Below are 20,408 nucleotides of genomic sequence, written 5' to 3' on the forward strand. Positions count from 1 at the left end.
ACATGGACGTAAAAGTGCCGCAGCGACTGGATCCGCAGGACATCGTGAAATTGCTCGTGGCGTTGCGCCGGGCGTTGAAGGCTCAGGTGGCCTGAGTTACCACACATCAAGATCAAAAGATCGCAGCCTGCGGCAGCTCCTACAAAAGATCGCTTTCCCCTGTAGGAGCTGCCGCAGGCTGCGATCTTTTGATTCTGGCTTTAGATCCTGTGGCGATCCCATAAATCGAGCACACACAAAAACGCCGATGACCCACTGGCCATCGGCGTTTTCATACCTTGAAGGGGTGGTTCAAGCGGCGGATCAGAACGCCGGCAGTACCGCGCCGTTGTACTTCTTCTCGATGAACGCTTTGACTTCAGGGCTGGTCAGGGCAGCGGCCAGTTTCTTGATGGCGTCGCTGTTCTTGTTGTCCTCACGGGCCACCAGGAAGTTCACGTAAGGCGAGTCAGCGCCTTCGATCACCAATGCATCCTTGGTCGGGTTCAGCTTGGCTTCCAGCGCGTAGTTGGTGTTGATCATGTCCAGATCAACTTCCTTCAGCACGCGTGGCAGCAGGGCCGATTCCAGTTCCTTGAACTTGAAGTTATGCGGGTTCTTGGCGATGTCTTTCGGGGTTGCCAGGGCGTTTTTCGGATCTTTCAGTTCGATCAGGCCCGCCTTCTGCAGCAGGATCAGGGCGCGACCGCTGTTGCTGCCTTCGTTCGGGATGGCGATGGTCGCGCCGTCAGGCAGATCAGCCAGTTTCTTGTACTTGCTCGAGTAGCCACCGAACGGTTCAACGTGCACGCCTTGCACGGTCACCAGGTACTTGGCCTTGTCGTCCTTGTATTTGCCGGCATTGAAGCTGTCCAGGTAGGGCTTGGTCTGGAAGTAGTTGGCATCCAGACGCTTCTCGCCCACCTGCACGTTCGGCTGCACGTAGTCGGTGAAGACCTTGATTTCCAGATCCACGCCTTCTTTGGCCAGGGTCGGTTTGATCAGCTCGAGAATTTCCGCGTGCGGCACCGGAGTCGCCGCCACCACCAGTTTCTCGCCGGCCTGGGCCAGGGAAGCAGTCAGAGCAGCCGCCAATGCGGTAAACAACAGAACCTTTTTCATGCAGTGTCCTTATCGAGAATCACGGTCGCGAATGGCGACGGCTATTAATACGAGTGCCAGTGAAGTGCTATCTCTGGCGTGAAGCGGACAATACCGGGATTTTTTATTCCCGGACAATAACGTTTATTCACTTTGATATTCCATTTCGTTCATACAGAACCAAACGGCTACAACTGCTGGCTCAAACCAATCAGCAGATCTTTCAAAGCCTTACGTTCGTCAACGCTACCGCCAATATTGATTTGTGCTACCAGTCGTTCGATCTGAAGCTGCGGCCCAGACACCTCGGGCAGGTTCAGGTGCTCCGGCAGGATTTCATCGCCGGTGCTGACCAGCAGCGCGAAGTGAATGACGTTTTCCAGCTCGCGGGTGTTGCCCGGCCAGCTGTGGCGTTCCAGCAGGTGCTGCGCCGCTTCGCTGATCAACGGCACCGGCAGATCAAGGCGCTGGCTGTAGATGCCGAGAAAGTATTCGGCCAACGACAGGATGTCGCCGATCCGCTCGCGCAGGGCCGGCAACTCCAGCTGACCTTCGCTGAGGTAGTGATAGAGCCGTTCGTGGAATTTCCCCGCGTCCACCGCTTGCGCCAGATCGATGCTGGTTGCCGCCACCAGCCGCACATCCACCGGGCTTGGCTGATGGGCGCCGACGCGGGTGACTTCATGATTTTCCAGGGCGGCGAGCAGTTTGATCTGAATCGGCAGCGGCAAGTCGCCAATCTCGTCCAGATACAACGTGCCGCCGTTGGCCGAACCGAACCAGCCGGCACGACTGCTGGCCGAACCGGTGTAACTGCCGGCGGCATAGCCGAACAGTTCGGCATCGGCATAGGTCGGGCTGATCGCGCCGCAGTTGACCGAGACGAACAGACCGCTGCGGTCGCTGGCGCGGTGGATGTGGCGCGCGAGCAACTCTTTACCGGTGCCGGTCTCGCCACGGATCAATACCGAGATTGTCCGCGGTGCCAGGTGCTCCAGCTCTTCACGCAGTTGCCGCGAACGTGGATCAACGAAGACCAGCGCCTTGGCGCGGATGCTCAGGGGGCTTTTTTCCGCATCGGGAAAGGTCAGCAACGGCTGACCGAACGCTTCAAAACTCATGGCAGACTCCCGCCCACAACCGCCGGGAGACGGGGGCGATCAAAAAAGAAAAAGGTTCAAGCGCGACGCCGGGCGTGGTGTTCCAGGCGGTTTTGCAGGCGATACAGATAAGCGAAACCCTGCTCCCAACGCTGGTGCCCGGACTTGACGTTGATGTGCCCGGCCCCGGCGAGAATCCCCGCCTCGGCGCCCCAATCGCGCGCCAGCTCCAGGGCACGCGGAGCGCTGACGGCGGCGTCGTTGTCGGAGGCCACGACCTGACTGGGGAACGGCAGCAGGTCAGTCGGGATCGGTGCGAAGTTACGCAGCGCTGGTGCGCAGGTCGGGCGCTCGACGTCGGCCGGCGCGACCAGCAACGCGCCGCGCACCTGCCGCAGGTATTGCACGGGCGCGGTAGCCGCCCAGTGCGCAACGGTGACGCAACCCAGGCTGTGAGCAATCAGGATCACTGGCGTGCTGTCGGCGGCAATCGCTTCGGCCAGCGCCGCAACCCAGTCTTCACGGCGCGGCGTCAGCCAGTCGGCCTGCTCCACCCGGGCGCTGTTGGGCAGGCTGTTCTGCCAATGAGTTTGCCAATGATCTTCTGGCGATCCTTGCCAGCCCGGCACAATCAGGTAGCGGATTGATTCGTTGCGCATGGGGGAGCTCTCCTGCGTCGTGTCTGTTCCTGATCGAGTATAGGGACGGGATTTATATTCGTTAAGGAATAAGAAGCTATTTATTAAGACTCAAAAGAAATATGGTTGGCTTCGTGTAGGAGCTGCCGAAGGCTGCGATCTTTTGATTTTGATTTTAAGAACAAGAGCAAAAGATCGCAGCCTTCGGCAGCTCCTACAGGGATCGGGTGTGGGTTCAAATCGAGATAAAAAAAGGGCCGCACCCTGCCAAGGAGACGGCCCCGGAAAAACGTAAATCCTGTTACCGCGCCGTGATCACCGACAACTTGGTAATCCCGGCTCGCTCGATCGAAGCCATGGCCCGCGCCACTTCGCCGTAGTTCACCCCGTCGTCGGCCTGCAGTTGCACGCGGACTTCCGGGTCTTTCGCCTTGGCCGACTTGAGGTTGAATTCCAGCAGGTCCGGCTGGATTTCATCCTTGTTGATAAACAGTTTGCCGGCACCGTCGATACTCACCACCAACGGGTCTTTCTGCTCGACCGGCGCCACGGCTTCGGTCTTCGGCAAATTGATCGGGATCGCATTGGTCAGCAGCGGTGCGGTGACGATAAACACCACCAGCAGCACCAGCATCACATCCACCAGCGGCGTCACGTTGATCTCGCTCAGCACCTCGTCGCTGTCTTGCGTGGAGAAGGCCATATCAGGACGCCTCCTTCACTTTTGTCGCGTTGCCCGGTGCCGACACCTTGTTTGCAGTCGGGTGGATCAACACGCGGAACGCACTCTTCTGCGCCAGGCTGTAGAAGTCGTGGGCGAAGTCATCCAGATCCGCTGCCGTCAGTTTCAGACGCCGCAAAAAGTAGTTGTAAACCAGCACCGCCGGTACCGCGACGGCGATCCCCACACCGGTGGCGACCAGTGCCGCACCGATCGGACCGGCGACTGTTTCCAGGCTCGCCGAGCCTGCCGCGCTGATGCCTTTGAGCGCTTCCATGATTCCCCACACCGTGCCGAACAGGCCAATGAACGGCGAGGTACTGCCAATACTCGCGACCACCGCCAGACCGGTTTCCAGCGAACGCCGTTCGCGCACGATCTGCTGGCGCAAGGCACGTTCGAGGCGATCTTGATGGTTGATTGCCTGGCTCAGGTCATTGGCCTGCGGCGCCTCACCCACCTGAATCGCCGCGTAACCGGCCTGTGCCACCCGGGCCGCAGCGCCGGGTTGGGTTTCGCTCAACTCAGCGGCGGAGTCGAGACTCGACGCCGCCCAGAAGCGTTTATGAAACTTGCGATCCTGCGCCTTCAGACGACCGAACTGCACAGCCTTGAGCAGCGCCAGTCCCCAGGTGGCAACGGAAAAAACCACCAGCAGCCAGATCACCGCACTTTCGATGGATTCCAGTGGAGAGGCCAGTAACGTCATGATGTGTTCCCTCGTGTAAACATTTAGCGCGAATAGGTTTCGGTTTAATGAATCTTGAAATCGATGGGCACGCTGACCCAGCCGTCCTGGGCGACATCACCCTGCTTGGCCGGCACGAAGCTCCACTGTTTGACGGCGTTGAGCGCTGCGTCGTCGAGCTGCTGCCGGCCACTGCTTTTCTGAATCTGGATCTCGCCCGGCTTGCCATTGGCCAACACATGCACCCTTAACATCACCGTGCCTTCCCAGCCGCGACGCTGAGCCAGCGACGGGTATTCCGGCGCCGGGTTCTTCAAATACGCGGCGTTGGCCGAGGCCGGCGTTACCGGAGCCGGAGCCGCGGGTGCAGGTGGCGCTGGCGCAGCGACCGGGGCGGCCGGTTGCGGCGGCGCCGGTGGTTGCTCCACGGCTTTGGGTGCTGGCTTCGGCACCGGTTTAACCACCGGTTTCGGCTTGGGTTTGGGGATCGGTTTGGGCGGTGGCGGCTTCACCGCCAACTCGTCTTCAACCGGTGGCGGAGGTTCGACCACCGGCGCGGGCGGCGGCGGTTCAACCACGGGCGGCGCGGGTGGTGCCGGCCGCGAAAACTCGATGGTCATCGGTGGAATTTCCGGCGGCACGATCGGCAACGCCGGCGTCGGATGCTGATTGATCCAGTAGATCACCGCACCATGCACCAGCAGCGCCAGCACGCCGAGCAGGATCGCTTCACGACGGCTCAGAATGCCCTTGGGCGCGCGCTGCAAACGCAACTGCCCCAACGGCACACGATGGGGCCGGCCGAGATCGACCAGTTCGCCACTTGGTGTCTGACGCCACAGCAATTCCTGTGCGCTGGCGGCGGTCTGGACATTGCCCATTGATTTACTCCCTGCGGTCTCTTTGCGTTCTTTCGCTTGGCCGATCCGTCGTTTGTTGAATCCCCCACGGCGTGATCGATGGGTCAATCATTGGGCCAGCGGCTTATCTCCGAAAGTAATCTTTCATGTTATGGATAGACATTTATGGAATATGAAAAACGGTCATTTCCGCCAAAGCCACGGGCTGCAAGGCTTCCAGCGATTCGCCGAAATCGACATGCTTTCCCGGCATAAAAAGTATTCATCCAAGGCATCGGGTTATCGATGACCCGGGATTCAGTGACAACTAATACCAACGTGATATTTGAAAAACTTTTCAAAAGGCAAACAAAAAGGCCGATGCACTTTTAATGCATCGGCCTTCGATTTACGGAATTTTTTATTGCTTCACAAACTCTCCTGCCAGCCCCACAACATCACCATCAAAGTTAGTACGCGAACCCACCGCACGAACTTTCGAATAGTTGTGGTCCGGCGAGAACAGCGTCCAGGACTGATAGCCAGTCCCATCATTCAGCGCCGCAAACGTGATGATCGTCGGCTGCCCGGTACTGTTCTGGAAATGGTAATGCCCGTAGGCGATGTCGTAGTTCACGCCGTTCTGGCTGAACTTGCCGCTGAAGGTGCCGTTGGAATCGTTACCATCGGTGATCGTCAGTTTGGCGCCAGCGTTAGCGTTTACATAATTGCCATTAATGCTCGACATAACGTGATTTCCTTTATCGTTGGATAAGTGTCTTCCGATGAGAGCAAGTTTCCTCCTGGAAACTCACGACACACAGGATGGTTGTCCATTGACTTATTGTCCACGACAGTTATCAACGATATTGCTATATGCACTATTCATGTCGTTCATAACTTATTTCGATTCCGAAGAACCTTAATAACTAACGGCTGACTTGGGTTTGTTGCACACCGATGGCCGGCACCAGAACTGCCGTCTCTGAACGCGGCGTTCCCGCCGGAACCCAGTCATAACTCACAGGCAGCGCGCGATAGACCCAGTTGCTGATTGCATCACTGCCCGGCGCCTTGCCCAGATACGGGCTGACATATTCCCAGACGTTTTCACCGCTGGCCGTGACCTGGAAAAACCGCCCGTTCATGCCTTCGTCGATCAGCGTATTGCCATTGGGCAAGCGTCGCGCGCTGCTGATGAATGAACTGTAGAAGGCCCAACCCGGCTGCTTCGAATTCGCTGCGCTGTATTGCCAGACGATTTGATTTTTCTGCGGGTCGATTTCCAGCACCCGCGAACCGGAAATCAGCCCGAGGGGGACGTTTGGATAGCCCGCCGAACCCTGGTTATCGAACACCAGCAGATTGCCCGCACCGGGGAGCCCGGCGGGGATGATGTGCGCGTCGTGCTGACCGACGAACTGATCCACCGGACGCGGTAATGTCTGCGCGGTTTTCGGGCTGATCAGCGGCAGGTTCGGGCCGAGACGCCACACCACTTTGCCGCTGTGTTTGTCGATGATCGCGATGAAGTTGGCGTTGCGCGAATCGAGCAACAGGTTGTCCGGATTGAAGCGTTTGTCGCCGGCATCGAACCACTTGTTCGGCCCGACCACGCTGAGGTTGTTGATGTGCAAGTAATCCGGATTATCACTGGCGCGCACCAGTTTCAATTGCTCCGGGGTGAAGCCGAATTCGTTCAGGTGCTCCGAGGCCAGCCACTGCCATTTCACCGCACCGTCAGGACTGACTTCATAGATCACATCGTCGATCACCTCAGGCACTTTGAAGCCTTTGACCTTATGCACCTTGTTCGCCAGCACCACCGTGTTGCCGTTGCTCAACCGGCGCTGATCGTGGTGTTGCTGTGCTGCGCCGCCAGGGGCCTTGTCACCCCACTGCCAAACGACTTTGCCGCTCCAGTCCAGTTCGCCGACGCTCTGATTGCCCAGACCGTTACCGGCGGAGCCGAGCTTGCCCGGATCCTTGTCACTCAGTTGCAACAGCACATGCCCGCGCGCGCCGCCGACCAGTTGCGGGTCGATGATCGCCGACGGGAAACCCGCCTGTGGCCAGGTTTTCACCTCGTTGCCGTTCATGTCGATCAAGTGGGTCTGCTTGTCGGCGCCACTGAAGATCACGTACTGGTTGAACGCTTTGTTCGGGTCATAGCGGGTGACGCCGGTCGGGTACACGCTGGGGGCGGCGAACACCCCGGTGCTTGAAACTGCGCCGGATAACAACAGGGCTAAAGCGGTTTTGCCTGGCAACATGATGCAGCTCCTTGAATGACGGATCAGAAGTCGTAGCGACCGGTTACGCCGAGGGTGCGCGGCGTACCGAGCAGGCCTTCATAACCGCCGTTGCCGCCGGTCCACAGCGTCGTGTAATAGGTCTTGTCGAAGGCGTTCTTCAGCCACAGCGAAACGTCCCACTGGCCCTGATTGAAATCGCCACGCAGACCGGTGGACAGGTTGACCACCGCATAACTCGGGATCTGCCCGTAGTCGGAATCCTCGACCGTGCCCACCGCTTTCGAGCGGAACGCGTAGCTGGCAGTGACGTAGGGTTCGAAGCCGTTGGCCAGATTCCATTTGTATTCGCCGTTGGCGTTGCCGATCCATTTCGACGCGCCGACCACCTGGTGGCCGCTGAGGTCGCAGGACGCCGGTGCGCCCGGTGCCTGGCTGACTTCCGGCGGGCACGGTGCATCTTTGTACGAGAGGTAGCTGACGTCGTTGTACGAGCCGTTGAAGTTCAGGGTCAGGCCGCGCAACGGGATCACGGTGCTTTCGAATTCGACGCCGCGCGAGCGCACCGAGCCGGCGTTAGTCAGGTATTGCACGCGGTTGACGTCGTCGTAGGCGTTGGTCTGATAGGCGTTGACCTGAGTCCAGAAAACGTTGGCGTTGAGCTGCAGACGCCGATCCCACAGCGTGCTTTTGAAGCCGAGTTCGGCGTTGTTGGCCCGTTCGGTGCCAATCAGCAGCGAGTCGGCGCCGGCGGTTGGCGCCGACCCCACCGCGAGGTTCACGCCACCGGATTTTTCCCCGTGGGACAGCGTGGCGTATCCGAGCAGGTCATCGGTGATGCGATAGCTGAGGTTGAGCAGTCCGGACGGGCTGGAGCTGTACTGATTCAGATCGCCGGAGTCGTAGGCACCCGTGCGTCCGCGTCGTGCGGTGGCCGCTGCGCCGGTGACCGTGGCACCACCAACCGGCGCATCGCGGGTGACCCAGGCGTTCTTCTCTTCGTAGGTGCCACGCACCCCGGCAGTGAAGTCCAGGCGCTCGGTCAGGTGCCAGGTGCCTTGGGCGAACAGGGCGAAGCTGTCGGTCTTGATGTGGCCGTTGCCGACACTGCCGACGTTGGCCAGCGCACCGCGTGGCGTGCCGTTCCAGATGTCGGCCTGCGGGCCGTAATAGGCGAAGGACTTGTTGTCGAGATCCGAGCCGAAGTAATACGCGCCCACCACGTAATCGAAGAACTCGCCCTTGGGCGAGGCGAGGCGAAATTCCTGCGAGTACTGTTTATCTTCGACCGAAACCCCGGCGTTGTAAGTCGCGGCGACGTTGAGTCCGTCGTCGTTGGCCGGGGTGAAGTTCCAGAAGCGATACGAGCTGATCGAGGTCAGGGTGAAATCGCTCGGCAGCGTCCAGTTGGCCTCCACCGACGTGCCGCCCTGATGCACGGTGACGTGCTGGTCGTTGTCCAGATTGACCTTGCGGTGCGAACCGTTGACCAGCGTCGCGCCGGCGGCATTGGCCCGCGACTGGTAGAGGTTGACGCCGTTGATGGTCGGCCCGGTGTTGTACAGCACCCGGGTGCCGGCGCTGGAATCCTCTTCGTTGTAGTCGCCGATCCAGCGCAGGTTGAAGTCTTCGTTGGGCTTGAACAGCAACTGCGCACGGAAGCCATCACGCGAGCCACCGTTCAGGTCATGACCGTTGTATTCGTTCTTGATGTCGCCGTCGCTGCGGGTGCGATAGGCCGAAAAACGTCCGGCCAGTTCATCGTTGAGCGGCCCGGAAATGGTGCCCTTGGTCTGGAAATACCCGTCCTCGCCAACCGAGGTTTCGATGCTGCGTTCCGGGGTAAAGGTCGGCGCGCGGGTACTGATGTTGATCACCCCGGCGGTGGTGTTCTTGCCGAACAGCGTGCCCTGCGGCCCGCGCAGGACTTCGAGCTGTTCGATGTCCATCAGGTCGAACACCGCCATCCCCGGACGGCCCAGATAGACGTTGTCGATGTACAGACCGACGCTGCCTTCCAGACCGTCGCTGGCCGGGTTGTTGCCCAGGCCACGAATCGACACGCTGGACTGACGCGCGTGCATGTAGGCAACGTTGACGCTCGGCACCAGTTGCTGCAAATCCTGAATCCGGTAGACCCGCTGCGTCTCCAGCGTCTGACCGCTGACCACGCTCATCGGCGTCGGCACGTCTTGCGAACTTTCTTCGCGCCGGCGGGTGGTGACGGTCACGGTTTCCAGCTGCGAGGTGTTGGCCGCCGGTTTGCCGGCGGGAGTTGGCGGCGAGGTTTCAGTGTCAGCGGCGTAGCTGTGAGTCCAGCTGGCACTCCCCGCCAGCAACAGGGCCAGAGGCAGGCGTTTGAGCCGTCGTGGCGTTAAGGGTGACGCAAGGTTCAACGGACTCATGGCGCGGCTCCTGGTCAAAAAACACACAGACATCTTCAGTGCTGCATATTCTTTTCAGTTATTTATTTATGGATTTACAAATATTTACTGCATAAGAGATTGCCTTTATAAGGAGTCGACCTAATGCATATCCAATGCATTTCCCGGATATTTTTTATGTGAAAAATGCATATCGACTTGCGCCAACTTCGACACTTCATCGCCCTCGCCGAACAACGCAGCTTCGTCGCCGGCGCGCAGGCGGTGAACCTGTCGCAGTCGGCGTTCAGCCGCAGCATTCAGGCGCTGGAGCACAGCGTCGGCTGTCAGTTGGTCGATCGCGGGCGCAAGGAATTACCGCCGACCAAGCAGGGTCAGGTGTTGCTCGAACATGCGCGGCGACTGGTCAGTGGCGCGCAGCAGATGGCCAACGAGATCAGTCAGTTCAATGGGCTGGAGGCGGGCGAATTGCGCTTCGGTTGCGGCCCGGCGCCGGCAGCCGGATTGATCCCGCGCGCGATCGGCGCGTTCATCGGGCGCTACCCGAAAGCGCGGGTGCAATTTCAGGTCGATGACTGGCAGAGCCTGAGCAAACGCCTGCTCAGCGAAGAGTTCGAATTCTTCGTCGCCGACACTCGCCACTTCGAAGCCGATCCGGATTACCTGACGTACCGTTTGCGGCCGCGCAAATGGCATTTCTGCTGCCGTGCCGGGCATCCGTTAGCGGCATTCGAACGGGTTTCGGCTGAGCAATTGATGAGTTATCCACTGGCGGTGAGTATTCGTCCGCCGAACCTGCGCAAGGTCATCGTCGACCTCAGCGGCCGCCCGGATTTCACCCCGAATGTCGAATGCGAAAACAGCTCAAGCCTGCTCGGCGTGGTGCTGCGCTCGGATGCCATCGGCATTGTTGGCGCGTATTCCGATGCGTTGCATCAGGCCAAGGGTGAGCTGGTGTGTTTGCGGATCGACGGCCTGGCGGATGATCTGGAGGAACTGTATACGCGCTACGGGATTGTCAGTCGTGCGGGGTATCGGTTGTCGCCGTTGGCCGAGGCGATGATTGAGCAGATCAAGGCGATTGATGCGGTGGATGAGGAGGTTTGTTCACTCGAAAATTTTGCCGTCTGACAGCACACCTTCGCGAGCAGGCTCGCTCCCACAGAGTTAGCGTCGATCACAAATTCTGCGCTCACCACAATCCACTGTGGGAGCGAGCCTGCTCGCGAAGAGGCCGTTACAGGCGCCAATGCAATCCCTGCATAAAACCCATTCCCCAAATGCACTTGCCGAACACCCCCGCCGAAAGCGAAAACCCTCGCCTGTCTCTCTGACCGGTGAACCCCATGTCCAACCCGCAAAACCCCGTGCGCAACGTGCTGTACATCATGTGCGATCAACTGCGCCGCGATTACCTGTCCTGCTACGGCCATCCGCATCTGCACACGCCGAACATCGATCGCCTGGCCGCCGCTGGCGTGCGCTTCAGCCGCGCCTACACCCAGGGCACCATTTGCGGGCCGTCGCGGATGTCGGCCTACACCGGGCGCTACGTCAGCAGCCATCAGGTCGCATGGAACGCCGTGCCGTTGCCACTGGAAGAACTGACCATCGGTGATTATCTGCGCCCGCATGGCATTCGCACTGCGCTGGTCGGCAAGACGCACGCCACGGCCAATATCGATGCCCTGCAGCGTCTGGCGATCAACCCGGACAGCGCGCAGGCCGAAGTGCTCAATGAGGTCGGTTTCGAGCCGTACTTTCGCCACGACGGGATCTTCCCCGATGACCCGCTGTTCGACGACAAACGCGAATCCGCGCCCTACACCCATTACCTGCGCGAGCACGGTTTCGACGGGCGCAACCCCTGGCACGAGTGGGCCAACGCTGCCGAAGGCGAGAACGGAGAAATCCTCAGCGGCTGGCACATGCGTCATGCGCATTTGCCAGCGCGAATTCCCGAGCAGTTCTCAGAGACTGTCTACACTACAAATCGAGCCATCGACTTCATCACCGAGCAAGGTGAGAAATCCTGGTGTTTACACCTCTCCTACATCAAACCGCACTGGCCCTATATCGTACCGGCGCCATACCACGCTTTGTACAGTACGAAATCGATTCTCGAAGCGGTCCGCGCGACGCCCTCCGAAGCCAGCGAACACCCCGTATACACGGCGTTTCGCCAGCATGAGGAAAGCCTCAACTTCTCCCGTGATTCAGTACGATTGAATGTAATCCCCACCTACATGGGTCTGATCAAGCAAGTGGATGACCAACTCGGGCGGCTATTCGATTTTCTGCAGAGCAACGGTCGTTGGGATGACACCTTGATCGTGTTCACCAGCGATCACGGCGACTTTCTCGGCGACCATTGGCTGGGTGAGAAGGAGTTTCTGCTGGAGCAAGCGGTGGGCGTGCCATTGATCGTGCGCGACCCGCGCGCGGCGGCGGACATCACCCGCGGTACGGTGGATGAGCGATTGGCGGAAACCATTGATGCCTTGCCGTCTTTTCTCCAGGCACTGGGCCTGCCGGGCGCCGAGCATCGGCTGGAAGGACGCTCGCTGATCCCGCTGTTGCACGGCGAAAATCCCGAGTGGCGCCGCTACGCCATCAGCGAATACGACTACGCCTTCCAGGCCCCGGCACGCGAGCGACTTGGCCAACCGATCGACCGTTGCCGCATGACCATGGTGCGCAGCGAGCGCTGGAAATACCTGGCGTACGACGGCTTCCGGCCGCAGTTGTTTGATCTGCTGAATGATCCGCAGGAGTTGCGCGATTTGGGTGACGACCCGGCGTACGCGCCGGTGCGCGAGGAGCACGCGGGGTACCTGTTTGAATGGGTGCGCGGGTTGAAGCGGCGGACCACGATCAGTCATCAGGAGATCGATTTGCGCGGGCAGCGGTTTCGCTATGGCGAGCCGGAGACCGAGAAGGTCGTTCAGATTGGCGTTTGGTGATCAAAAGCTTCGCGAGCAGGCTCGCTCCCACAGGGCCATATGTTGTTCACATCCACTGTGTTCAACACATTTCCACTGTGGGAGCGAGCCTGCTCGCGAAAGGGCCCGATCAAACGCCGCCGATATCAAGCCCTTTGATGGTCTGACTACGTTGCCCCGAAGCCCCAACCGGCACTTCACCCTTGAGCGTCACTCGCCGCACGATGCGATCCTGAGTGCCGTAATCATCAATCGCATAATGCTGAGTCGACCGGTTGTCCCAGATCGCCACATCACCGGCCTTCCAGCGCCAGCGCACGGTGTTTTCCTGACGAATCACATGGCTCTGCAACAAGCCGAACAGGTGCGCCGAATCGGCTTGCGAATAACCCTTGATGCGCTTGACGAAGTGCCCCAGCAGCAAGCTCTTCTCGCCGCTGATCGGATGCACACGCACCACTGGGTGCTCGGTCTCGTAGACGGTCGAGGTGAAGACCTTGCGATAGCGCTCCAACTTCTCCGCCGACACGTCCGGCTTGGCCCCGGCGTAGTCGTATTCATTGCTGTGCACGGCGACCAGTTTGTCCGCCAGCTCGCGCAGCTCGGTCGGCAGTTCGTTGTACGCGGTCGCGGTGTTGGCCCACAGCGTGTCGCCACCGAAGGCCGGGGCCACCACCGAGCGCAGGATCGAGGCTTTCGGGTAGGCGTCGACGAAGGTCACGTCGGTGTGCCAGGAGTTGGCGCGCTGGCCCTCGGCGCCGTCCAGTTCCAGCAGATAACGGGTGCCCTCACGCACCGGCACGGTCGGATGCGCCACGGGCTCGCCGAGCAGATGGGCGAAGGCTTCCTGGCGCTGATCGTCGAGCTGGGTCTGCTCACGGAAGAACACCACCTTGTACTGGATCAGCGCCTGCTGAATGGCTTCGACCGTGGCGGCGTCCAGCTCTCCGGACAGGTGCACGCCCCGAATCTCGGCGCCGATACGGCCGGCCACCGGATGGATTTCCAGCGCGTGGACAGCGGGTTTTACAGCGAGTGCGGCATTGCTCATGGGTAGACCCTCATCGACTGCTTGCGGTTGGGCGACAGCGAAACATGGCTCTATCTATATTCCATTTACATCTAATAGATATTCACATGCTTCGTTGACGGAATAAGAGCTTGCATTTAAAACCTCAAGCAACCCTCGTCGCAAATGCCTTCGAGCTATTTTTAGGATGCCGGGAAAGCATATGGATCTTCGCCAGTTGCGCTACTTCATCGCCCTCAACGAACACCGCAGTTTTGTCCGTGCTGCGGACGCGATGGGCATCACTCAACCGGCGTTCAGCCGCAGCATTCAAGGGCTGGAGCAAGAGTTCGGCTGCGTGCTGGTGGATCGCGGCAACAAGGATCTGCGCCCGACACCCGAAGGCCAGGTGGTGCTGCAACACGCCCTGACCCTGGTGCAGGGCGCGGCGTTGCTCAGCGCTGAAGTGACGCAAATGACCAAGCTTGATGCCGGGGAGCTGCACTTTGGTTGCGGCCCGGCGCCAGCGGTGAAACTGGTCCCGGATGCGGTGGCGCAATTCATCAACGCGCACCCGAAAGTACGCACCTGTTTTCAGGTGGATAACTGGGAAAAGCTCAGCCGCGCGCTGAGCCGCGAAGAGATCGAATTCTTCATCGCCGACATCCGCCATTTCGAGGCCGATCCAAACTTCCAGACCCAAGCCCTGACGCCCAAACGCGGGGTGTTTTTCTGCCGGCCCGGGCACCCGCTGCTGGCCAAGGAAAGCCTGTCGACCAACGACATGTTCGACTACCCGCTGGCGACCACGCTGATCCCGCCAGGGATTCGCAAACTGCTGGCGAACCTCAGCGGCCGGATCGATTTTTCGCCGACCATCGAGACCGAGCATTTCCCGGCGCTGGTGAAAGTGGTGCTGCAATCCAATGCGATTGGCGTCGGCACGGAGGAGGCGTTCGTTGAAGACATTGCCCAAGGTTCACTGGCGCTGCTGCACTGGCGCAACCTGCCGCAGAATCTGGAGAGCATGAATGCGCGCTGCGGGATTGTCAGTCGTACCGGGTTTCGCCTGTCGCCCGCAGCAAGAGCGATGATCGAGACGTTGGTGGCGGTGGATAAACAGGAAGTCAGCGTCGCGGTTTGAAGATCAAAGGATCGCAGCCTCTCTTACAGAGAACGCATGCCCCTGTAGGAGCTGCCGAAGGCTGCGATCTTGTGATTTTAAAGCTTGGCCGCCGCCAACTCAGGCACCACCCAATCACTGACTTTGAACGGCTTGCGAATCAGCTTCTGCTGCGCCGCCAGATCCACCGAGTCCTGCAATTTGCCGAGGAACACCGGGTCCAGCGTCGACGGGAACACTTCGCTGAGTTTCTGATCCTGCAGGTCCTGGGTCAGGATCAGCGGTGGATAACTCGCCAGCCCCGACACCAGTTGCACGTAGGCATCCTTGTTGTTGTCCTGGGTCAGCCAATCCACCGCCTGCTGCTGCGCCTTGAGCAGCTTCGCCACGACCTGCGGGTGCTCGTCGACAAACTTGCCGGTGCCCACCAGCACTGACTGCACACTGCCGGCGCCACCCAGATCCTTGGTGTTCAGCGGCAATTCCGCCAGCCCCTTGGCTTGCAGGGCCGTCAGCCCGGAACTGCCCCACGATGCGTCGATCTGTTTAGCCGCCAATGCCGCCACCGCCGCATTGAAGTCGAGGTTGATCACCTTCAGATCCTTTTCGCTCAGGCCCTGACTGGCCAGCGCCGCATCAAACGACAACTGCGTGGCGGTGCCACGGAAGATCGCCACGCGCTTGCCCTTGAGATCCTGCAAAGTCTTGATCCCCGAACCCGGGACTACGCCCAGATATTGCTTCACGCCACGCGCGCTGGCGCTGAGCAAACGTGTGTCGAGGCCATTGGACTTGCCGATGATCGCCGCCAGGTCGCCCAGATACGCCAGATCGACTTGACCGTTGGCAAACGCCTCGTTGATCACCGGCCCGGCGCCTTTGAAGAAGCTCCATTGAATCTTGATGCCCTGATCGGCGAAGGCTTTTTCGAAGATCTGCCGATCACGCAGCACATCCACCACACCGCCGCCGCTGTGCTGGGTGCCGGCGCTCAGGTCAGGCACGGCGATCCTGATTTCCTTGAGCTCATCGGCCTGTGCGGTAAACGCTAGCAGGCCCGCCAGTGCCGGGATGGCAAACAGACTGAAAACTCGTTTGAAGGGAAGGTTCATGGATGTAGCTCCTTGATCACGACGGGCGTTGAGGAGCCGAAAGTAGGCCGAAGCGTGACCTTCGCTTAAATACTATAAATGCACATTTTTATAGCCATTAACGCTAAGCAAGCAATAGCGCGGGCTGCAGCGGCGTATGCATTAACAGCATCGAAAATATTCTTCGAATGCATTGGATGCGCATCGGGCTGCAGGCCTTAAATGGCGCTGCTTATCTCCAAATTCAATATTTTTTATATCGCTTATAACAATTGGTTTATAGCTAATACCACGAGAGATCGCAGCCTTCGGCAGCTCCTACAGGGGCGAATTCACGGACGCGTCCCCCTGTAGGAGCTGCCGAAGGCTGCGATCTTTTGATCTTGCTCCCGATCCAACCCGACAACGGAGGTCACCCATGGCCCGTGATTCCCTGCTCAGCCTGCCGCTGCCGGCGCCGCCCCTGAAACGTCATCGGGCGTGGCCAAGCCTCAACCAACGCCTGTTGCCCTGGCTGCTGCCAGTCAGCCTGTTCGCTCTGTGGTGGCTGGCCGCGCGCAATCAATGGATGAGCGAGCAGATCTTGCCGGCGCCATCGCTGGTGTGGAACAGCGCCGTCGAGCTGTCCCAGGGCGAGCTGTGGAGTCATTTGTGGATCAGCCTGCAACGCCTGCTCTGGGGCTTGCTGGCCGGTATCTGCGCGGGTGCGGTGCTGGGTGCCGCACTGGGTTTCAGCCGGCGTCTCGAACGGTTGGTGTTTCCGACCTTCGCCGGTCTGGCACAGGTGCCGACGCTGGCATGGATTCCGTTGTTCATGGTGTTTTTCGGCATCGGCGAAGTGTTGAAACTGGTGGTGCTGATCAAGGCCATCGTGGTGCCGGTGACCCTGCACACCTTGGTCGGCGTTCGTGATGCACAACCGAAACTGCGCGAAGCCGCCGCCGTGTTGCGCCTGCCGTCGTACTTGCTGATCCGGCGTCTGGTGCTGCCCGCCGCACTGCCAGCGTTCATGGCCGGCGTACGCCTGGCCCTGGCCGCTGGCTGGACGTCCTTGCTGGCGGTGGAGCTGCTGGCGTCCAGCGAAGGCATCGGTTACCTGATGGTCTGGGCACGGCAACTGTTCATGCTCGACATCGTGTTCGTGTGCATCGTGGTCATCGGTGTGCTCGGTGTCGCGATGGATCGCGGCATCGGTTTTCTCGACCGCAAACTGGTGCACTGGCCGCACCCGGCGACTGCGGAAATCCGCCGTGGCCCGCGCTATGAAGGCTGGCAGCGGCTGCAACCGTGGCTGTTGCCGCTGAGCCTGATCGGTTTGTGGCAAGTGGCGAGCGATCAGCAGTGGGTCGATGCGAACATTCTGGTCAGCCCGTTCGCGGTGCTGGAAACAACAAAAAACGGCTTGCTCGACGGCACGCTGATCAGCGGCATGGCGTTGAGTCTCGGTCGTACCCTTGGCGGCTTGCTGCTGGGCGGCGGGCTCGGTTTCGCCCTCGGCTTGCTGCTGGGGCTTTCACGCACCAGCGAACGACTGCTCGGCCCGACCCTCGCCGCCATCCGCCAAATCGCGATTTTCGCCTGGGTGCCGCTGCTCACCGCGTGGTTCGGTTTGGGTGAATTGGCGAAGTGGGTGTTCGTTGCCCTCGCCGCGTTCTTTCCGTTGTTCATCGCCACTCAGCGCAGTGTCGCCAACCTCTCGCCACAACTCAACGAGGCCGCGCAGGTGCTGCGTCTGAGCCTCGGCCAGCGCCTGCGCTGCCTGGTACTGCCGGGCGCGGCGCCGGGGATTTTTGCCGGGCTCAGGCTGAGCCTGATCTACGCCTGGCTCGGCACCATCGGCGCCGAATACTTCATGCCGTCCAACGGCGGCATCGGCAGCCAGATGATCGGCGCCCAACAACTGCTGCGCATGGACCTGATCATGGCCGGGATGCTCCTGGTCGGCCTCACCGGCGCCCTGCTCAACCTCATCGGCCAACGCCTGGAAATTCGCGCCACTCGCTGGAGACACGCATGAACGCACCGATTGTCAGCTTCACCCACGTAGGCAAATCCTTCGACGTCGACGGTTTCGAACTGGAGGCGATTCGTGAATTCAACCTCGACATCGCCGAGGGCGAATTCGTCGCCATCGTCGGTTCCAGCGGTTGCGGCAAATCCACCTTGCTGCGTTTGCTGGTGGGTCTGGATACGCAGTTTCGCGGACAGATCACCGTCGATGGCAAAGCCGTCAGCGGCATCGGCGGCGAGCGTGGCATCGTGTTTCAGGAGCATCGGCTGTTCCCGTGGCTGACGGTGGCCGACAACATCGGTCTCGGTCTGGTCAACGAACCACTGAGCACCGCCGAAAAGCAGCAGCGCATCAACGATTTCATCGAGCTGGTCGGCCTGCGCGATTTTACCCGGGCCTATCCGCACCAGCTCTCCGGCGGCATGGCGCAGCGCGTGGCGATTGCTCGCGGACTGGTCGCCAGCCCACGGATTCTGCTGCTCGACGAACCCTTCGGCGCACTCGATGCGCTGACCCGCCAGCAGATGCAGGACGAACTGTTGGCGATCCGCGACCGGGCAAAAATCACCACAATCCTCGTCACCCACGACGTCGAAGAAGCGATCTTCCTCGCCGACCGTGTGGTGGTGATGGAGCCGCGTCCGGGACGGATCAAGCAGGTGGTCGACATCGCCCTGCCGCACCCGCGTCAGCGCAGCAGTTTCGACTTCCATCAGTTGCGTGAGGAGCTGCTGCACGAACTGACCAGTGACGACCATTACCAACCGAGCCTGCCGGTCCAGATCCGCGATCTGCCGCTGTCGTTCATTGCCTGCTGAGAGGAGCTGTATCGATGCCGCAACGCCCCAACTTTCTGGTGATTCTGGCCGACGATCTCGGCTTCTCCGATATCGGCGCTTTCGGCGGCGAAATCGCCACGCCGAACCTTGATGCGCTGGCCAATAACGGCCTGCGCCTGACCGATTTCCACACCGCGCCAACCTGCTCGCCAACCCGCTCGATGCTGCTGACCGGCACCGACCACCACATCGCCGGCATCGGCACCATGGCCGAAGCGCTGACCCCGGAGTTGATCGGAAAACCGGGTTACGAGGGCTATCTCAACGACCGCGTCGTCGCCCTGCCGGAGCTGCTGCGCGAGGCCGGTTATCAGACGTTGATGAGCGGCAAATGGCACCTCGGCCTGACCGCTGAACTGGCGCCGCAGGCCCGCGGTTTCGAGCGTTCGTTCTCGCTGCTGCCGGGTGCGGCCAACCACTATGGTTTCGAGCCGATCTACGATGAACACACCCCTGGCCTGCTGAAATCGACCCCGGCGCTGTACATCGAAGACGACACCTTTATCGATGAGCTGCCCAAGGATTTCTACTCGTCGGATGCCTTCGGCGACAAGCTGCTGCAGTACCTCAAGGAGCGCGACCAGAGCCGGCCATTCTTCGCTTACCTGCCCTTCTCCGCACCGCACTGGCCGTTGCAGGCACCGGCCGACATCGTCGAAAAATACCGTGGTCGCTACGACGCCGGTCCCGAAGTCTTGCGTCTGGAGCGCCTGGAAAAACTCAAGGCGCTGGGCCTGATCGAGCCGGATGTCGAGCCGCATCCACTGATTCAACTGAATGCGCAATGGGCTGCGCTGAGCGCTGAGCAACGGCAGATTTCCGCGCGGGCCATGGAGGTCTACGCGGCCATGGTCGAGCGCATGGACTGGAACATCGGCCGGGTGGTCGATTACCTGCGCCAGCAGGGCCAACTCGATAACACCTTCATCCTGTTCATGTCCGACAACGGTGCCGAGGGCGCACTGCTGGAGGCGTTTCCCAAGTTCGGCCCGGAACTGCTGACCTACCTCAATCAGCATTACGACAACAGCCTCGACAACATCGGCCGCGCCAATTCCTACGTCTGGTACGGGCCGAGCTGGGCGCAGGTGGCGACCGCACCGTCACGGCTGTTCAAAGCCTTCACCACCGAAGGCGGGATTCGCGTACCGGCGCTGCTGCACTATCCGCAACTGCCGATCAAAGGGCAGATCAGCCACGGCTTTGGCACGGTGATGGACATCACTCCGACGATTCTCGATCTGGCCGGCGTGCGCCATCCGGGCAAGCAATGGCACGGCAAACCGGTGGCGCCGCTGCGCGGTAAATCATGGCTGGGCTTTTTGTCTGGCGAGACGGCGCAGGTGCATGACGAGCACACCGTCACCGGCTGGGAATTGTTTGGCCGCCGGGCAATTCGCCAAGGGTCGTGGAAAGCGGTGTGGATCCCCGGGCCGGTGGGGCCGGCGACCTGGCAGCTGTATGACTTGAGCAGTGATCCGGGGGAGATTCATGATCTGGCGTCGAGTCAGCCGGACAAGCTCAACACCTTGATCGGGCATTGGCAGAAATATGTGGAGGAGACCGGGGTGATTCTCAGTGCTTCGCCGTTTCAGCCGGATTGAGGTTGCCTGATAGATCGCTTTCGCGAGCAGGCTCGCTCCCACAATCTGGATTTGCGAATACGATCCAATGTGGGAGCGAGCCTGCTC

At 60.3% G+C, this 20,408-nt stretch carries 17 protein-coding genes; 6 read left to right on the forward strand and 11 right to left on the reverse strand.

The annotated features are described in order from the left end of the window. Nucleotides 1-303 precede the first annotated feature (303 nt). The 9 genes from ACM6HV_RS13405 to ACM6HV_RS13445 all read right to left on the reverse strand — a co-directional run bounded on the left by ACM6HV_RS13405 (nt 304) and on the right by ACM6HV_RS13445 (nt 9,723). Nucleotides 304-1,101 (reverse strand): MetQ/NlpA family ABC transporter substrate-binding protein, encoded by a 798-nt coding sequence (locus ACM6HV_RS13405; protein WP_041071133.1) that lies wholly within the window; start codon nt 1,099-1,101, stop codon nt 304-306. Between the two features lie 167 nt (nt 1,102-1,268). Next, entirely contained in the window at nt 1,269-2,201 is a 933-nt protein-coding gene (locus ACM6HV_RS13410) for a sigma 54-interacting transcriptional regulator (protein ID WP_414904408.1), read from the reverse strand. 56 nt (nt 2,202-2,257) lie between these two features. Then, the gene (locus ACM6HV_RS13415) at nt 2,258-2,839 is read right to left on the reverse strand and encodes an alpha/beta hydrolase (RefSeq protein ID WP_041071127.1); all 582 of its coding nucleotides are present in this window, start codon (nt 2,837-2,839) and stop codon (nt 2,258-2,260) included. A gap of 280 nt (nt 2,840-3,119) precedes the next feature. Further along, nucleotides 3,120-3,521, reverse strand: a complete 402-nt coding sequence (locus tag ACM6HV_RS13420; protein ID WP_003220570.1) for an ExbD/TolR family protein — start codon at nt 3,519-3,521, stop codon at nt 3,120-3,122. Between the two features lies 1 nt (nt 3,522). Next, nucleotides 3,523-4,248 (reverse strand): MotA/TolQ/ExbB proton channel family protein, encoded by a 726-nt coding sequence (locus ACM6HV_RS13425; RefSeq protein WP_041071117.1) that lies wholly within the window; start codon nt 4,246-4,248, stop codon nt 3,523-3,525. Between the two features lie 44 nt (nt 4,249-4,292). Beyond that, nucleotides 4,293-5,108 (reverse strand): energy transducer TonB, encoded by an 816-nt coding sequence (locus tag ACM6HV_RS13430; protein ID WP_414904409.1) that lies wholly within the window; start codon nt 5,106-5,108, stop codon nt 4,293-4,295. A gap of 379 nt (nt 5,109-5,487) precedes the next feature. Further along, a complete protein-coding gene (locus tag ACM6HV_RS13435) occupies nt 5,488-5,814 on the reverse strand; it encodes a hypothetical protein (RefSeq protein ID WP_007952780.1) in 327 nt (108 codons plus the stop codon). Between the two features lie 181 nt (nt 5,815-5,995). Next, a complete protein-coding gene (locus tag ACM6HV_RS13440; RefSeq protein WP_414904410.1) occupies nt 5,996-7,339 on the reverse strand; it encodes an aryl-sulfate sulfotransferase in 1,344 nt (447 codons plus the stop codon). A 23-nt stretch (nt 7,340-7,362) separates the two neighbouring features. Then, nucleotides 7,363-9,723, reverse strand: coding sequence for a TonB-dependent receptor (locus tag ACM6HV_RS13445; protein ID WP_414904411.1), 2,361 nt, complete (start codon nt 9,721-9,723; stop codon nt 7,363-7,365). 165 nt (nt 9,724-9,888) lie between these two features. On the opposite strand from ACM6HV_RS13445, the gene ACM6HV_RS13450 reads away from it, so the two are divergent. Then, the gene (locus ACM6HV_RS13450) at nt 9,889-10,833 is read left to right on the forward strand and encodes a LysR family transcriptional regulator (protein ID WP_414904412.1); all 945 of its coding nucleotides are present in this window, start codon (nt 9,889-9,891) and stop codon (nt 10,831-10,833) included. A 215-nt stretch (nt 10,834-11,048) separates the two neighbouring features. Beyond that, nucleotides 11,049-12,665 (forward strand): alkaline phosphatase family protein, encoded by a 1,617-nt coding sequence (locus ACM6HV_RS13455; RefSeq protein ID WP_414904413.1) that lies wholly within the window; start codon nt 11,049-11,051, stop codon nt 12,663-12,665. Nucleotides 12,666-12,774: 109 nt separating this feature from the next. On the opposite strand, the gene ACM6HV_RS13460 is transcribed toward ACM6HV_RS13455, so the two are convergent. Beyond that, complete coding sequence (locus tag ACM6HV_RS13460; RefSeq protein ID WP_414904414.1) at nt 12,775-13,695, reverse strand: TauD/TfdA dioxygenase family protein; 921 nt, start codon at nt 13,693-13,695, stop codon at nt 12,775-12,777. A 181-nt stretch (nt 13,696-13,876) separates the two neighbouring features. Here ACM6HV_RS13460 and ACM6HV_RS13465 point away from each other — a divergent pair, with 181 nt between their 5' ends. Beyond that, nucleotides 13,877-14,797: a LysR family transcriptional regulator gene (locus ACM6HV_RS13465; protein ID WP_041071095.1), complete on the forward strand. Its 921-nt coding sequence runs from the start codon at nt 13,877-13,879 to the stop codon at nt 14,795-14,797. A gap of 77 nt (nt 14,798-14,874) precedes the next feature. On the opposite strand, the gene ACM6HV_RS13470 is transcribed toward ACM6HV_RS13465, so the two are convergent. Then, a complete protein-coding gene (locus ACM6HV_RS13470; RefSeq protein ID WP_414904415.1) occupies nt 14,875-15,888 on the reverse strand; it encodes an ABC transporter substrate-binding protein in 1,014 nt (337 codons plus the stop codon). 397 nt (nt 15,889-16,285) lie between these two features. Here ACM6HV_RS13470 and ACM6HV_RS13475 point away from each other — a divergent pair, with 397 nt between their 5' ends. The 3 genes from ACM6HV_RS13475 to ACM6HV_RS13485 are packed head-to-tail and all read left to right on the forward strand — an operon-like array spanning nt 16,286 to nt 20,321. Then, nucleotides 16,286-17,884: an ABC transporter permease gene (locus ACM6HV_RS13475; protein WP_414904416.1), complete on the forward strand. Its 1,599-nt coding sequence runs from the start codon at nt 16,286-16,288 to the stop codon at nt 17,882-17,884. Beyond that, nucleotides 17,881-18,696, forward strand: coding sequence for an ABC transporter ATP-binding protein (locus ACM6HV_RS13480; protein WP_414904417.1), 816 nt, complete (start codon nt 17,881-17,883; stop codon nt 18,694-18,696). Before ACM6HV_RS13475 ends, ACM6HV_RS13480 begins: the two co-directional genes overlap by 4 nt. Nucleotides 18,697-18,710: 14 nt before the next feature. Beyond that, nucleotides 18,711-20,321 (forward strand): arylsulfatase, encoded by a 1,611-nt coding sequence (locus ACM6HV_RS13485; protein WP_414904418.1) that lies wholly within the window; start codon nt 18,711-18,713, stop codon nt 20,319-20,321. The last annotated feature ends 87 nt before the right edge of the window (nt 20,322-20,408 follow it).

This window comes from Pseudomonas sp. IT-P260 (genome assembly GCF_949768395.1).
In the GTDB taxonomy this organism is placed as follows: domain Bacteria; phylum Pseudomonadota; class Gammaproteobacteria; order Pseudomonadales; family Pseudomonadaceae; genus Aquipseudomonas; species Aquipseudomonas parakoreensis.

What these genes read in the sequence shown, in the direction of transcription:
- ACM6HV_RS13475 (WP_414904416.1), top strand. Translation starts at nt 16,286, where the DNA reads ATGGCCCGTGATTCCCTGCTCAGCCTGCCGCTGCCGGCGCCGCCCCTG.
- ACM6HV_RS13465 (WP_041071095.1), top strand. Translation starts at nt 13,877, where the DNA reads ATGGATCTTCGCCAGTTGCGCTACTTCATCGCCCTCAACGAACACCGC.
- ACM6HV_RS13440 (WP_414904410.1), bottom strand. Translation starts at nt 7,339, where the DNA reads ATGTTGCCAGGCAAAACCGCTTTAGCCCTGTTGTTATCCGGCGCAGTT.
- ACM6HV_RS13455 (WP_414904413.1), top strand. Translation starts at nt 11,049, where the DNA reads ATGTCCAACCCGCAAAACCCCGTGCGCAACGTGCTGTACATCATGTGC.
- ACM6HV_RS13415 (WP_041071127.1), bottom strand. Translation starts at nt 2,839, where the DNA reads ATGCGCAACGAATCAATCCGCTACCTGATTGTGCCGGGCTGGCAAGGA.
- ACM6HV_RS13425 (WP_041071117.1), bottom strand. Translation starts at nt 4,248, where the DNA reads ATGACGTTACTGGCCTCTCCACTGGAATCCATCGAAAGTGCGGTGATC.
- ACM6HV_RS13460 (WP_414904414.1), bottom strand. Translation starts at nt 13,695, where the DNA reads ATGAGCAATGCCGCACTCGCTGTAAAACCCGCTGTCCACGCGCTGGAA.
- ACM6HV_RS13450 (WP_414904412.1), top strand. Translation starts at nt 9,889, where the DNA reads ATGCATATCGACTTGCGCCAACTTCGACACTTCATCGCCCTCGCCGAA.
- ACM6HV_RS13480 (WP_414904417.1), top strand. Translation starts at nt 17,881, where the DNA reads ATGAACGCACCGATTGTCAGCTTCACCCACGTAGGCAAATCCTTCGAC.
- ACM6HV_RS13435 (WP_007952780.1), bottom strand. Translation starts at nt 5,814, where the DNA reads ATGTCGAGCATTAATGGCAATTATGTAAACGCTAACGCTGGCGCCAAA.
- ACM6HV_RS13445 (WP_414904411.1), bottom strand. Translation starts at nt 9,723, where the DNA reads ATGAGTCCGTTGAACCTTGCGTCACCCTTAACGCCACGACGGCTCAAA.
- ACM6HV_RS13410 (WP_414904408.1), bottom strand. Translation starts at nt 2,201, where the DNA reads ATGAGTTTTGAAGCGTTCGGTCAGCCGTTGCTGACCTTTCCCGATGCG.
- ACM6HV_RS13420 (WP_003220570.1), bottom strand. Translation starts at nt 3,521, where the DNA reads ATGGCCTTCTCCACGCAAGACAGCGACGAGGTGCTGAGCGAGATCAAC.
- ACM6HV_RS13405 (WP_041071133.1), bottom strand. Translation starts at nt 1,101, where the DNA reads ATGAAAAAGGTTCTGTTGTTTACCGCATTGGCGGCTGCTCTGACTGCT.
- ACM6HV_RS13430 (WP_414904409.1), bottom strand. Translation starts at nt 5,108, where the DNA reads ATGGGCAATGTCCAGACCGCCGCCAGCGCACAGGAATTGCTGTGGCGT.
- ACM6HV_RS13485 (WP_414904418.1), top strand. Translation starts at nt 18,711, where the DNA reads ATGCCGCAACGCCCCAACTTTCTGGTGATTCTGGCCGACGATCTCGGC.
- ACM6HV_RS13470 (WP_414904415.1), bottom strand. Translation starts at nt 15,888, where the DNA reads ATGAACCTTCCCTTCAAACGAGTTTTCAGTCTGTTTGCCATCCCGGCA.